This is a genomic window from Kitasatospora sp. NPDC057198 (assembly GCF_042670125.1).
Taxonomy (GTDB): domain Bacteria; phylum Actinomycetota; class Actinomycetes; order Streptomycetales; family Streptomycetaceae; genus Kitasatospora.
The window spans coordinates 1-12,705 of the sequence record NZ_JBHUWH010000214.1 but is presented as its reverse complement, the minus strand read 5'-3'; the positions used below and the strand labels follow the sequence as shown (position 1 = coordinate 12,705).

Below are 12,705 nucleotides of genomic sequence, written 5' to 3'. Positions count from 1 at the left end.
CCACCAGGGGCCCGGGAGAGCACCACCAGGGGCCCGGGGAACGGCGGGGCCGTGCTGCTGACGGCCGGAGCCCATCGAAGGTCCGTGCTGCTGCGTGCCGTAAACAGAACCCGAAGCCGATGCGCGCAACGGCAGTGAACCGCCAGCAGCCACGGCCTCGCCGTTCCCCGAGCCCCTGAATGCACGCCCTCTACGTCAAAGGTGTCGCCATGTCCGCAGCCCCCCGCCCCGCCGCCGTCCTGTTCGACATGGACGGCACCCTGGTCGACACCGAGCACCTGTGGTGGCAGGCCGCGGCCGAACTCGCCGCCGAACTGGACCTGGCGCTCACCGACGCCGACCTCCCGGACGTCCTGGGCCGGGCCGTCGAGCACACCGCCGCCCACCTGCACCGCAGCAGTCGCACCGCCCGCCCCGAGGCCGAACTGGTGGAGCGGCTGAACGAGTCCTTCGCCGCGAAGGTCGGGGCGGAGACCGTCCCGCGCCCCGGCGCCCTCGCCCTGCTCGCCGCGCTGCGCGCCGCCGGCGTCCCGACCGCGCTGGTCTCGGCGTCCCCCCGCCGGGTGGTGGACCTCGTCCTGGACGCCCTGGCCCCGCACCGGTTCACCACCACCCTGGCCGCCGAGGACACCCCGCGCACCAAGCCCGCCCCGGACCCGTACCTGGCCGCCGCCGAGCGGCTGGGCCTGGCCCCGGCGGCGTGCGTGGCCGTCGAGGACACCCCGACCGGGGTGGCCTCCGCCCGGGCCGCGGGCTGCCGGGTGCTGGCGGTGCCGTCCGCCGTGCCGATCGCGGCCGTCGCGGGCACCACCGTGCTGGCGAGCCTGGAACAGGCGGACCTCCCTTTCCTGGCTGCCCTCACCACCGCCTGATGCCGTACGTCCTGCTCGCCCTGGCGATCGCCTGCGAGGTCTGCGCGACCAGCCTGCTCAAGCTCACCGACGGCTTCTCCCGGCCGTGGCCGAGCCTGGCCGTCGCGGTCGGCTACGTCCTGTCCTTCGCCCTGCTGGGCCGCGCGCTCCGGCAGATCCCGGTCTCGGTCGCGTACGCGGTCTGGTCGGGCGCGGGCACGGCCGCCGTCGCGGCGATCGGCGCGTACTTCTTCGGCGAGTCGCTGGGCCGCCTCCAGTGGTGCGGCATCGCGCTGGTGATCGCCGGCGTGGTGCTGCTCAACCTGCGCTCCACCCACTGACCCCGACCGTCCCGCCCGGCCCGGCCCGGATTCCGTTTGACGCCCGGCCCGCGGGGCGGCGACGATCCGGGGCCATGAGCGTCGCATCCACCCTGGCCAGGGCCGCGGCCGAGCTGCGGGAGGGCCACCACCGGCAGGCCCGGCAGCGGCTGCACGGCCTGCTGTCGAGCCGTCCGACCGACCTGGAGGTCCGGCGCCGCCTGGCCGAGGCGTACCGCCTGGTCGAGCACCTGGACGAGTCCGGCCGCTGGAACTACCTGGACGAGGCGCTGAGTCCCCGTGAACTCGCCGCCTTCGAACGGCGGTTCCGCGATCCGGCCCGCCGGCTGGCCGCCCTGCGCTGGCCCGACCCGGCGCACAACCCGCCGCCGACGCCGCTGGCCCGCCGACGCCTGGCCGCCCTGCACCGGGAGGCCACCGGCGCCGCCCCGGACTGGCCCGACCACCCGCAGGACGCCGCGACCCCGGCCCCCCACCGGCCGCGCGCCCCGAAGCCCGTCCGGCTGCCCTACGACCCGGCCGACCGCACGCCCGAACTCCCGCCGCAGCGCTCGGCGTTGCGGCTGACCCTGGCACTGTTCGGGGCGCTGGCCGTGCTCGCCCAGGCGGTGCACCTGCTCACCTGACGCCCGTCCGGCCCGGATTCCGTTTGACGCCCGGCCCGCCGGACGGCGACGATCCGGGGCCATGAGCGTCGAATCCACCCTGGCGAAGGTCGAGGCCGACCTGCGGGAGGGCCGGGGCGGCCGGGCCCGGTTGCGCCTGCTCGGGCTGATCTCCAGCTACCCGACCGACCTGGCGATCCGGCACCGGCTGGCCGACGCCTACCAGCGTGTCTCGTGGGCGGAGGAGGGCCGCTGGGACTTCCTGGACGAGGCGCTCCACCCGATCGCCCTGGCCGCGTTCGAGGAGCGCCACCCCGCCCCGGCCCACCGCCTGGAACTGCTCCGCTGGCCCGACCCGGCCCACAACCCGCCCGCCACCCCGCTCGCCCGCCGACGCCTCGCCGCCCTGCACCACCGGGCCACCGGCACCGCCCCGGACTGGCCCGACCACCCCGAGGACGCCGCGACCACCGAGACCCCCGCCCCGACCCTCCCGCCACCGCCGCCCGCACCGCCGCGCTACATGCCCCCCGGCAGCGGCCCGGAGCCCTCCGCCGCCGTGGTCGCCTTCGACCTCACCATGGCGCTGATCGTCGTGGTGATCGGCCTAATGGGCCTCCTCAGCCTGCTCGCCTGATCCCCCACCCGCCGGGCAGCGGCCCGAACCCCCGCTCCTCCGAGGCTACTTGAGGGATCCCCGGAGCGCGTCGACCCGCTTCGCGGAGGCGGTGAAGTCCGCCCGGTCGAGCTCCCCGGAGCCGAGCGCGGAGCTGAGCGCAGCGGCCGCCGCGTCGCCCTGCGCGACGTCCCGGCCGGAGCACAGCAGCAGGTCGACGCCCGCGTGGGCGACGGCCAGGGCGCGCTTGGCGGTGCCGCCGACCGGGTCGAGGGCCTTGGCCTCCATCGCGTCGGTGATGGTGACGCCGTCGTAGCCCAGCCGGCCGCGCAGTTCGTCGCGGACGACGGTGCCGGACATCCCGGCGGGGGTGCCGGGGTCGAGCGCGGGGTAGATCGCCCAGGAGAACATCACCAGATCGGTGCCGGCGGCGATGGCGTCCCGGTAGGGGCGTTCGTCCACGCTGCGCAGCTGGTTCAGCGAGACGTCCAGGGTGACGGGCTCCTCGTCGGTGTTGGCGCCGGCGGGGGCGCTGCCGAGGCCGGGGAAGTGCTTGACGGTGGCGGCGACCCCGGCGCCCTGCTGGGCCTTGAGGAACGCGGAGCCGAGCTTGCCGACCACGGCGGGGTCGGTGCTGTAGGAGCGCTGCGCGGAGTCGGCGAAGTCGCCGGGGGTGCGGTAGACGTCCAGCACCGGCGCGAGGTTGAGGTTGAGGCCGTACTGGGCGAGCGCGGCGGCGGCCTCCTTGCCGGTGCGGGTGGCGGCGGCGACCGGGTCGGCGGAGCGGCCGACGTCCTTGGCGGACTGCGCGGGCCCGCCGGGCACCCGCCGGACGAGTCCGCCCTCCTGGTCGGTCATCAGCAGCAGCGGGTGCGGGTCGGGGCTCTGCCGCTGGGCCTCCCGCAGGCGGTCGACGGCGGTGCGCAGCGCGGTCGCGTCGGTGCCCACGTTCTCGGCGAAGAAGATCACCCCGGCGACCCGGCCCTCGCGCACCCGCTGGAGCAGCGTGTCGGGGACGGTGGTGCCGGGGTACGAGTAGACGATCCGCTGCCCGACCAGCCGCGCGTCGCTGACGCCGGTCGGCGCGGCGCTGGACGGTTCGGGCGTGGGGCTGGGTGTCGGGGACGGCGTGGGCGTCGGGGAGGGACTGGGCGTCGGTGTCGGCGTCGGGCTCGGCGTCGGGGACGAGGAGGTGCCGGACGGGGAGGCGCCGCCGTTGCCGGAGGAGCCGCAGCCGGTGAGCAGCGCCAGTCCGAGGGTGAGCACTCCGAGCGAACGCAGTGACCGCAACATGCCATCAGATAAGCACGCAAAAGCCGCGCGGACCAGTACCGCACGGCCCCGGGGGCGTCGCCGGGACCGTGCGGCGGCCGGGCCGCCGGCCCGTCAGCAGGCGCCCCGTCAGCGGGCGGTCAGCAACCCGGGCAGCCCGGCGACCGAGGCCAGCACGTGGGTCGCGCCGTCCGCCCGCAGCCGTGCCTCGTCGTGCGCGCCGGTCAGCACCCCGGCCACCACCGAGGCCCCGGCCCGGACTCCGGTGAGCATGTCGTAGCCGGTGTCCCCCACCACCGCGACCTGCCGCACCGACTCGGTGCCGGTGCGCAGCAGCGCGGTGAGCGCCAGGTCCGGGTACGGGCGGCCGCGCCCGGCGTCGGCCGGACAGAGCGTCAGGTCGGCGATCTGCCGCCAGCCCAGCGCGTCCAGGATCCGGTCCTGCGTGCTGCGCGCGAAACCGGTGGTGAGCACCACCTTCCGTCCCTGCCCGCGCAGTTCGGCGATCGCCTCGGCCGCGCCCGGCAGCGCCGCGCAGCGCCCCTGGTCGACCAGGCCCCCGTACGCCGCCTCGAAGACCAGGTTGGCCCCCTGCGCGCGGTCCTCGTCCCCGAACAGGTGCCGGAACACCGAGATCTTCGACTCCCCCATGGTGGCCCGCACGTGCGCCAGCATCGCGGCGTGCTCGGGGCTCCCGGTCTCCACCCCCTGCGAACGGGCCGCGGCGGCGAAGGCCAGCTCCACCAGCCCGTCGTCGACGACGGTGGTGCCCGCCATGTCGAGCACCACCAGGGTCACCTCATGCGTGGTCATGTTCCAGCCTTTGCGTGATCAAGGGCCCCGCCGGGGGCCCGGGGAACGGCGGGGCCGAGCTGCTGCCGGCCGGGTCCCACCGGAAAGTCCGTGCTGCTGCGCGTCCTCGGGCCCGGTTCACCACCCCGCCGCGTCCGCCGTGTCCACGGCTATCGCGGGCGAGCACGTCATCCCGCGCCCGCCCGGCCCGGTCACCAGCCAGGCGCCGTCGGTGAGCCGCTGCCGGTGCACGACCAGCGCCGGGTCGGTGCACTGGGCGTAGACCCCGGCCCAGCGGCGGCGGATCCGGGGCAGCGGGCGGCCGAGCAGTTCCCGGACGACGGCGGCGAAGTGGTCGTACTGGTCCTCGACCACGTCGAAGCCGAACGGCTGGTCGTACTCGTGGGTGTCGCCGACGGTGAGCCCGCCGTCCTGCCGCTGCACCATGAGCAGCTGCATCCTGTGCTGCTCGGCGACGGCCGGTTGCGGCTGCCCGGCGCGCAGAGCGTCCAGTTCGGGGCCGGCGAAGGCGGGGTAGTAGCGGAAGGAGTCGCCGTCGGCGACGGAGGTGGTGAGGGTCTCGCCGAGCGGGTCGGTCTGCATCATCTGGAGGCGGACGCGGCGCACCGGCAGGTCGGGGGCGAGTTCGCGGACGAGTCCGCCGAGCCAGGCGCCGGTGCACAGCAGCACCGAGTCGCCCTCGTGGAGCTGCCCGTGGTCGTCGCGGACGGCGCGCTCGCCGACCAGGTCGCGGACTTCGCGTCCGGGCAGGAAGGTGTAGCGGCCGGTGGCCTCCAGCGCGGCGCGCAGCGCGGGTTGGGCGGTGCGGGGTTCGACGGCGCCGTCGCGGGCGCAGTGCAGGCCGGCCAGGTAGGTGCCGCGCAGTGCGGGGTTGAGGGCGCGGACCTCGTCGGCGTCGAGCAGCCGGTAGCCGCGGGAGGCGGCGTCCGGGAGCTTCAGGGCGGCTTCGGCGACGGCGAGTTCGGCGGCGGTGCGGACCAGGGTGAGCGAGCCGTTGGGCCGGAACCCGAGGCCGGGGACGCGGGCGCCGATCTCCTCCCACAGTTCGCGGGCGCGCAGTGCGACGTCCAGTTCCGCCCCGGCGGCCCGTCCGCCGACCCAGACCAGGCCGAAGTTCCGGACGGAGGCGCCGCGGGCCTCGCTCTCGCGCTCCAGGTGGACGACCTCGTGGCCGCGTTCGACGGCCTGCCAGGCGTGCATGGTGCCCAGCACGCCCGCTCCTACGACGATGACTCTCATGCGGACAGGCTGGGGCGCCGAGGTGGCCGCCGGCCGTCGGACTCCCGTCGCGCACGTGAACCGTCCGCAAGAGTTGTCCATACAACCCGGCCGCCCCGGCGCCCGTCGGGGCCGCCGTTCAGCGCAGGACGCGCGCGTGCAGGTACTCGCGCCGCCCGAACCGCGGCTCGTCCACGGCGGTCAGCTCCTCGACCTGGAAGCGGTACAGCGCGGCCGCGCCCCGCCCGCTCAGCAGCTGGTCGGCCACCTCGGGGTCGGCGGCGAACCCCGGGTAGCGGCCGCGGTACGCCTCCAGCGCCGCCTCGGCCTGCCGGCCCCAGGCTTCGCCCGCGCTGCCGGTGAGCTGGATGCCGCGCAGCTGCTCGCCGAACGCGGGCGGCGGCAGGTGGACGGTGGCGGCGGCCCTGGCCTCCTCGGCCAGGTTCCGGCTGTGCCGGGTGGAGCGCTCGCTGAAGAAGTACAGCACCAGGTCGGAGTCGAAGGCGTAGAAGGCCAGATTGGCGTGCGGTCCGCGCTCGGGGCCGGCGGTGGCCAGGCTGAGCACCGTGCTGTCCGCGAGCAGGCCCTCCACCCCCTTCCCGAGCTCGTCCGCGGGCCAGTTCCCCTGGATGACGTCGAGTCGGTACGGCATGGCGCGTCCCTCCGCAGAGCTGCAGGAAAAAGCGAGCCGGGCGGGGGAGTCACCCCTGCCCGGCTCACATGCTCTCCCTGCCCGGCGCGGCCGCACAAGAGGCCGGTCCGCCCTGCCTGCTCAGGCCGTTCCGGCCCCCAGCACGGGGCCGAGCGGCCCGGTGCGCAGCCGGTCGACCAGCGGCGCGGCCCGGCCGGCCAGCGCCGCCGACGGGAGCGCCACCAGCACGCCGACCAGGGCGGCGGCGGCCACGTCGTGCGGGTAGTGCGCGCCGACCCAGACCCGGGAGGCGCCCATCAGCACGGCGGCGAGCAGCGCGATCCAGCCGATCCGGCGGTCGGCGTACCAGAGCGCGGTGGCGGCGGCGAACGCGGCCACCGTGTGGTTGCTGGGGAACGACCAGTCGCCGGGCGGCGGGCACGCCTCCAGCGGCACCGTGGCGGGGATCTGCTGGCACGGCCGCACTTCCTCGACCAGCGACTTGAGCACCGAGTTGACCAGGTACGCGGCCACCACGACCAGCGGCGAGGCCAGCACCCGGGCCATTACCACCGAATCCGCGGCCCGGGCCCGCCACCAGGCCCACAGCATCAGCAGCGCGAACACCGCGAGGCCGAACGCGGACCACTCCTTGACGAGCTGGTCGAACCAGTGCGGGGCGGACGCGGCCCACCCGGTGACCCGGGTGTAGAGGCCGCCGTCGATGCCGCTGCCGTCATAGGCGAGCAGGCGGGCGGGGGGATGAACGTTCGGGGTCACAGGGACAACATGTACCAGAACGGGCGAGGTGAACGGTTCACTCGCGGCTCCGGGGTGCGGGGTCAGGGGCAAGGCTGGCGGACCTCCCGTTACGTTGGGGGGCGTCCGCACGGGGGCGCCCCCCAGCGTCTACATCGATGTAGACGACGACAGGACTGTAGACGAATCCCGGAGGTTCGCGCGACATGACGGACACGCCCGCCCGCCGACCCGCGGGGGAGCTGGAGGCCCAGGTGCTGGCCGCCCTCTGGGCCGCCGCCGGCCCGCTCACCCCCCAGCAGGTGCAGCAGGCCATCACCGCCGACCTGGCCCGCACCACGGTCGCCACCATCCTGACCAGGCTGCACGAGAAGGGCACCGTCGCCCGCACCAGGGCCGGCCGCGCCTTCGCCTACACCCCCACCGTCCAGGACGCCGACGGCCTCGCCGCCCGCCGGATGCGCACCGAACTCGACCGCGGCCGCGACCGCTCCACCGTGCTGGCCCGCTTCGTCTCCGACCTCTCCGACGAGGACGAGCGCCTGCTGCGCGACCTGCTCGGGGAGCAGCCGTGACGATCGCCGTCTGGGCCCCGCTGCTGCTGCCGCTGCCGGCCGCCCCGCTCGCCCGCCGGCTCGCCGACCAGCTCGCCCCGCGCGCCGCCGCCCTCACCCTGGCCGCCACCGCCCTCGCCCTCGGCGCCGCCACCCTGGCCTCGCTCGGCCTGCTCACCGTCACCGGCCTGCTCCACCTGCCCTACGGCGCCGCACTCGCCCACCTCTCCCCCGCGCACTGGCACCCCAGCGCACTCTCCGACCTGGAATGGCTGCCCACCGCCGCCGTCACCGCGACCGCCCTGCTCGCCATCGCCGCACTGGCCGCCCGCACCGCCCGCCACCAGTACGCCGACCTGCGCCGCGCCCGCGCCGCCACCGGAGACGCCCCGGCCGGCCCGCGCGCCCTCCTCCGCCGCCCCGGCCCCGCCGCCCTCACCGTCCTCACCGACGACCGCGCCGACGCCTACGCCCTCCCCGGCCGCCCGCCCCGGATCGTCGCCACCACCGGCATGCTCGCCGCCCTCACCGGGCCCGAACGCGCCGCCCTGCTCGCCCACGAACGCGCCCACCTGGCCGGCCGCCACCACCTCCTGCTGGCCGCCGCCGAGTACGCTGCCGTCTGCCACCCCGCCCTACGGACGCTGCGCCCCGCCCTCGGCTACCACCTGGAGCGCTGGGCCGACGAGTGCGCCGCCGCCGAAGTCGGCGACCGCGCCCTGACCGCCCGCGCGATCGGCCGCGCCGCCCTGGCCACCGCCCGCACCCCGGCCGGCCCGCGCCCCCGCCTCGCCCCCGCCGCCACCGCCGGCCCCGTCCCCCGCCGCGTCCGCGCCCTCCTCACCGCCCCCACCCCCGCCCACCCCCACCGCGCCCTGCGCACCCTCGCCGCCCTCGCCCTGGCCGGCTGCCTCACCGCCACCACCTGCGCCACCGCCGAAGCCGGCCACGACCTCCACCACGCCGTCGAAACCGCCCAGGGCGACCCCACCGACTGAGCAGAAGCCCCACCAGGGGCCAGGGGAACCGTCGGCAGACGAGCACGCACAATCAGGGGCTCGGGAAACGGCGAGTCGATGCTGCGCATGGCCCCGTCAGGGGCCCGGGGAACGGCGGGCTCGTGCTGCTGACGGCCGGAGCCCATCGAAGTGTCCGTGCTGCTGCGTGCCGTAACAGGAACCAGAAGCCGATGCGCGCCACGGCAGTGAACCGTCAGCAGACCGGGCCTCGCCGTTCCCCGAGCCCCTGGCGGTGCACGCTCTCCCTGGCAACAGGAAACCGACCAGTCTGCATCATGTCCCGGGACCCCGACCACTCTTTTTGCCGCCCCGGCGTGTCCGCGTCGAACCCCCGTACGCTGGCAGCCTGACCGCGAGACGGGGGGATGGCATGCGGCGGATCGGGGGCGGCGGCCCGCCTCTCGCCCGACCGGTCGGCCGGTACGCCCCGGCCCGGGTGCCCGACCCCGCGGAGCCGACCGGCCTCCGGCCGGAGATCGGGGACTCCTGGGCCCGCCTGCGCCGTCTCGGACTGGACCCGGAGCGCGACCGGGAGAGCCCCCGGCTGCCCCCGGGAGAGCTGGGGGAGGTCCGCCGGGCCACCGGCCTGGAGCAGGTGCTGCCGGCGCTGCGCTCCACGCTGTTCCCGCCCGGCGACACCTCCCCGCTGGTGCTCGCGATGGCCGACCCGAAGGCCCGGATCCTGTGGCGGGACGGCGAGCCCGGCCTGGTGCGCAACGCCGACCGGCTGGGCTTCGAGCCGGGCGCGACCTGGTCGGAGGACGAGGTGGGCACCAACGGCATCGGCCTGGCCGCCCGCACCGCCCGCCCCAGCACGGTGCACGCGGTCGAGCACTACCTGCGCAGCCACCGCCCCTGGACCTGCGTGGCCGTCCCGATCCGCGATCCGCGCACCGGGCGGCTGGCCGGCGTGGTCAACCTGAGCAGCCCGGCCGCCGACAGCCACCCGTACCTGCGGCAGCTCGTCCTGACCGCCGCCCGGCTCGCCGAGACCGAGCTGCGGGCGAGCCACCTGGAGGGGCTGCACCGGCTGCGGACGGTCGCGGTGCCGCTGCTGGCCCGGTTCGGCGGCCCGGCCCTGGTGGTGGACGGCGCGGGCTGGACGGCCGCCGCGACGGGCCTGCCGGGGCCGCCCCGGCTCGCGCTGCCGGACGGCTGGAGCGCGGGCGGCGTGCACTGGGTGCCGACGCTGGGCGAGTGCGCGGTGGAACCGCTGGCCGACGGCTGGCTGGTGCGCCCGGCCTCGCCGCACCCGGCCGAGGCCGAACTCGCCGAGCGGACCGAGTCCGCCGTCCTGGAGCTGGACCTGCGCCGCCCGGAGCGGCCGGAGCTGCGGGTGCGCGGCAGCGCGGGTTGCTGGTCTCACTCGCCGAGCCCCCGGCACGCCGAGCTGCTCCTGCTGCTGGCCCTGCACCGGGACGGCCTGAGCGCCGCGCGGCTCGCCGAGGCGCTGTTCGCCGACCCGGCCCGCACCGTCACCGTCCGGGCCGAACTCTCCAGGCTGCGAAGGCACTTGGGCGCCCTGTTGGAGGCCAGGCCGTACCGGCTGGCGGCCTGCGCCGAGGTCACCGTGCTCGGCCCGGACGACCCGTACGACCTGCTGCCCGGTTCGGACTCGCCGACCGTGCGGCGGCTGCGGGCGGACTTGGCGCGCGGCCTGCCGCGCCTGCCGGGCCGCCGGGCGGGCGGTCAGCCCTCGGCCAGCAGTTCGGCCAACTCCTCGTCGCTGGGCAGCAGTTCGGCGGCGCTGCCGTCCGGCACCACGGTGTAGGTGCGTTCCAGCCAGGCTTTCACCTGCGGCCGGGACGCCTCCAGCAGGGCGCTGCCGTGCGGGGAGCCGAGCGCCAGGTGCAGGGTCGCGCCGTGGCAGGGGCAGTGGGCGGGCCACAGTTTGACGTCGCCCTGGCCGCTGAGCGACTGCAGGCCGTCCCGCAGCAGGTCGCGGGAGAAGACCCAGTCCGCCTCGTCGGGACGCCCCAGGTGGAAGGTCAGGCGCACCTCGTGCGGCGCGGCGGCCGCGTACCGGAAACGGGTGCGCACCTCACCGACCAGGTCCTGGTCCAGGGCGATCCGCAGCGCCAGCACCTCCTCCACCACCGCGGGGGGTGCGGTGGCTCCGTCGCGCTCGCCGCCCGTGGGGGTGGCGGCGAACGACTGGTCGGCAGGGGCGGGCGGCGGGTCGCACGGCATGACGGTCTCTCCGGAGCGGCTGGGTACCGCCCCAGCGTGCTCCGGCGCGCGGTGGCGCGCAACGGTTGCAGGGGGTTGCACGGGGCTCGCGGCGGGCTCGCGCGAGCCGTCCCGGCCGGCCCGGACGCGCTCCAACTCGCCCGCGTCGCACGGGACTCGATTCGGCCAGTGGGTTTCGCCCGGGATCTGGCGGTCCGTCAGACCACTGGTAGTCTCGTCCCTCCCCGCCCCGTTCGTCCGGGCCCGCCCGGGTCGCGCACGGGGCGCGGCGTCGCGTGCGGTCCTGTACCAGGAAGGGGAGCCCGGTGGCGCTCCGCGAGCACTCCAGGCCCGTAGCCGCGGGCCGGTCGGGACGGCACGGCCGGCCCAGGCCCTTCGGCGGGCGGCTGCGGCTGCCCACCATCCGGTTCTCCGGCGCGGCGATGGCGATGTCCACCGTGGTCGGGATCAGCCTGGCCACCACCTGGCTGCTCAACGAGCAGCAGCAGATCGGCCGCCGCGCCGGCGTGACCGTCGGCGGGCCGCCCGCGCCCAGCCCCGACGCCTCCCCCGGCGAGACCCCGCCCACCGGCGACCCCACCCCGGCGTCCACCGTGCAGGCCGCCCCGGCGACGGCCGGCGGCACCGCCACCACCCCCGCCCCGCCCGGCGTCCACCCGGCCGCGGCCACCCCGGCCACCCGGCCCGCGCCGCCCGTCCGGCCCGCCGCGGCCACCTCGCCCGCGCCGTCCCCCTCCTCCCCGGCACCGTCCTCCCCGGCGCCCTCCGCGTCCTCGCCCTCGCCCTCCGCGTCCGCCGACGCGTCGCCGAGCGCCGACCCGCACACCCGGCCGATGTCGCTGGCCCCGAACTCCCCGGCCCCCGCGACGGTCTCCGCCAGTGCGAGCGCGTCCCTCCCCCGCACCCTGCGCGGCGCCGCCCGGACCGACCCGCTCGGCCCCACCGGCACCCGGCACACCCTGCGGCTCGACCTGGACGAGACGATGACGGCCCTGCAGGTCGAGCTCCGGCTGAACCGCCCCGCCGCCCTCCCCGGCACCGCCCCCGCCACCGACCTCCCGGGCGCGGTCGTCACCATCGCCCTGGAACGCGACACCCTGGTCTACCGCTTCACCACCCCGGCCGACCTCCCGCTGCCCCCCGGCAGCTACACCGTCTCCGTCACCGGCGCCCTCCCCACCACCACCGCCCCCGCCCCCGAGACCTGGACCGCCTCCGCCTTCGCCCTCCCCACCACCCGCGCCCTCACCACCCGCGGCACCTTCTGAACGACGAGAGAACGAGCCCCACCAGGGGCTCGGGAAACGGCAAGAGAACGAGCCCCGCCAGGGGCTCGGGGAACGGCGAGCCCGGGTCTGCTGACGGTTCACTGCCGAAGCGCGCATCTGCTTCCGGTTCCGTCAAAGACACGCAGCAACACGGACACTCCGATGGGCTCCGACCGTCAGCAGCACCGACTCGCCGTTCCCCGAGCCCCTGATTCGCTCACCTCCCGCCGAAGGCCCGCTGCACCGCCCGCGTCCGCCGCAGGTCGTCCGTGGAGTCGCTCAGGTTCCGCCGCAGGGCCGGCGTCAGCGCCGGATCGGCGAGGACGGCCTCCGCCGCGGCCACCACCTCGGGCGTGGCCTGGGCGACCGGGAAGAGAGTCTGGCCGAGCAGCCGGGTGACGGTGTCGCTGCGGTCGGCGGCCCCGGTGATCCGCTCGAAGAAGCGCAGCGCGTACGCGTTCTGCCGGTCGGGGTCGCCGGAGGCCCAGAAGCCGCGGGCGGTGGCCTCCAGGATGCGGTTGGAGGCCGCGTCGGGGGTGAACAGGAGGTCCCAGGCGCGGGCCTTGGC

General features: G+C 76.6%; 14 protein-coding genes and 1 pseudogene. 8 read left to right on the top strand and 7 right to left on the bottom strand.

Annotated elements, in window-relative coordinates; genetic code table 11:
- Positions 1-209: 209 nt before the first annotated feature.
- From ACFUEL_RS22960 to ACFUEL_RS22945, 4 genes are all read left to right on the top strand, one after another.
- Positions 210-872, top strand: coding sequence for an HAD family hydrolase (locus ACFUEL_RS22960; RefSeq protein ID WP_380238507.1), 663 nt, complete (start codon positions 210-212; stop codon positions 870-872).
- Positions 872-1,192 (top strand): DMT family transporter, encoded by a 321-nt coding sequence (locus ACFUEL_RS22955; protein ID WP_380238506.1) that lies wholly within the window; start codon positions 872-874, stop codon positions 1,190-1,192. The genes ACFUEL_RS22960 and ACFUEL_RS22955 overlap by 1 nt, the downstream gene beginning before the upstream one ends.
- 74 nt (positions 1,193-1,266) lie before the next feature.
- Positions 1,267-1,818 (top strand): DUF6584 family protein, encoded by a 552-nt coding sequence (locus ACFUEL_RS22950; protein ID WP_380238504.1) that lies wholly within the window; start codon positions 1,267-1,269, stop codon positions 1,816-1,818.
- A 61-nt stretch (positions 1,819-1,879) separates the two neighbouring features.
- Entirely contained in the window at positions 1,880-2,434 is a 555-nt protein-coding gene (locus ACFUEL_RS22945) for a DUF6584 family protein (protein ID WP_380238503.1), read from the top strand.
- Positions 2,435-2,479: 45 nt separating this feature from the next.
- Here ACFUEL_RS22945 and ACFUEL_RS22940 read toward each other — a convergent pair whose 3' ends face one another.
- From ACFUEL_RS22940 to ACFUEL_RS22920, 5 genes are all read right to left on the bottom strand, one after another.
- A complete protein-coding gene (locus ACFUEL_RS22940; protein WP_380238502.1) occupies positions 2,480-3,706 on the bottom strand; it encodes a glycoside hydrolase family 3 N-terminal domain-containing protein in 1,227 nt (408 codons plus the stop codon).
- Between the two features lie 108 nt (positions 3,707-3,814).
- Positions 3,815-4,498 carry a phosphonatase-like hydrolase gene (locus ACFUEL_RS22935; RefSeq protein ID WP_380238501.1) on the bottom strand — a complete coding sequence of 228 codons (684 nt, stop codon included), beginning with the start codon at positions 4,496-4,498 and terminating at the stop codon, positions 3,815-3,817.
- 117 nt (positions 4,499-4,615) lie between these two features.
- Positions 4,616-5,737, bottom strand: coding sequence for a TIGR03364 family FAD-dependent oxidoreductase (locus ACFUEL_RS22930; RefSeq protein ID WP_380238499.1), 1,122 nt, complete (start codon positions 5,735-5,737; stop codon positions 4,616-4,618).
- Positions 5,738-5,855: 118 nt separating this feature from the next.
- The gene (locus ACFUEL_RS22925; protein ID WP_380238497.1) at positions 5,856-6,368 is read right to left on the bottom strand and encodes a pyridoxamine 5'-phosphate oxidase family protein; all 513 of its coding nucleotides are present in this window, start codon (positions 6,366-6,368) and stop codon (positions 5,856-5,858) included.
- A gap of 120 nt (positions 6,369-6,488) precedes the next feature.
- Positions 6,489-7,127, bottom strand: a complete 639-nt coding sequence (locus tag ACFUEL_RS22920; protein WP_380238495.1) for a phosphatase PAP2 family protein — start codon at positions 7,125-7,127, stop codon at positions 6,489-6,491.
- Between the two features lie 185 nt (positions 7,128-7,312).
- Here ACFUEL_RS22920 and ACFUEL_RS22915 point away from each other — a divergent pair, with 185 nt between their 5' ends.
- The 3 genes from ACFUEL_RS22915 to ACFUEL_RS22905 all read left to right on the top strand — a co-directional run bounded on the left by ACFUEL_RS22915 (position 7,313) and on the right by ACFUEL_RS22905 (position 10,450).
- Positions 7,313-7,681, top strand: coding sequence for a BlaI/MecI/CopY family transcriptional regulator (locus ACFUEL_RS22915; protein ID WP_380238493.1), 369 nt, complete (start codon positions 7,313-7,315; stop codon positions 7,679-7,681).
- Positions 7,678-8,658, top strand: a complete 981-nt coding sequence (locus ACFUEL_RS22910) for a M56 family metallopeptidase (RefSeq protein WP_380238492.1) — start codon at positions 7,678-7,680, stop codon at positions 8,656-8,658. The genes ACFUEL_RS22915 and ACFUEL_RS22910 overlap by 4 nt, the downstream gene beginning before the upstream one ends.
- 391 nt (positions 8,659-9,049) lie before the next feature.
- Positions 9,050-10,450 (top strand): GAF domain-containing protein, encoded by a 1,401-nt coding sequence (locus ACFUEL_RS22905; protein WP_380238490.1) that lies wholly within the window; start codon positions 9,050-9,052, stop codon positions 10,448-10,450.
- Here the strand turns inward: ACFUEL_RS22905 and ACFUEL_RS22900 are convergent.
- On the bottom strand, positions 10,369-10,869 hold the full coding sequence (locus ACFUEL_RS22900; RefSeq protein WP_380238488.1) for an SsgA family sporulation/cell division regulator: 501 nt from the start codon (positions 10,867-10,869) through the stop codon (positions 10,369-10,371). The two genes, ACFUEL_RS22905 and ACFUEL_RS22900, sit on opposite strands and share 82 nt — an antisense overlap.
- Positions 10,870-11,174: 305 nt before the next feature.
- On the opposite strand from ACFUEL_RS22900, the gene ACFUEL_RS22895 reads away from it, so the two are divergent.
- Positions 11,175-12,137, top strand: a complete 963-nt coding sequence (locus ACFUEL_RS22895; protein WP_380238486.1) for a hypothetical protein — start codon at positions 11,175-11,177, stop codon at positions 12,135-12,137.
- A 217-nt stretch (positions 12,138-12,354) separates the two neighbouring features.
- Here the strand turns inward: ACFUEL_RS22895 and ACFUEL_RS22890 are convergent.
- Positions 12,355-12,705, bottom strand: a pseudogene (locus ACFUEL_RS22890) (aminopeptidase N); the annotation flags it as partial.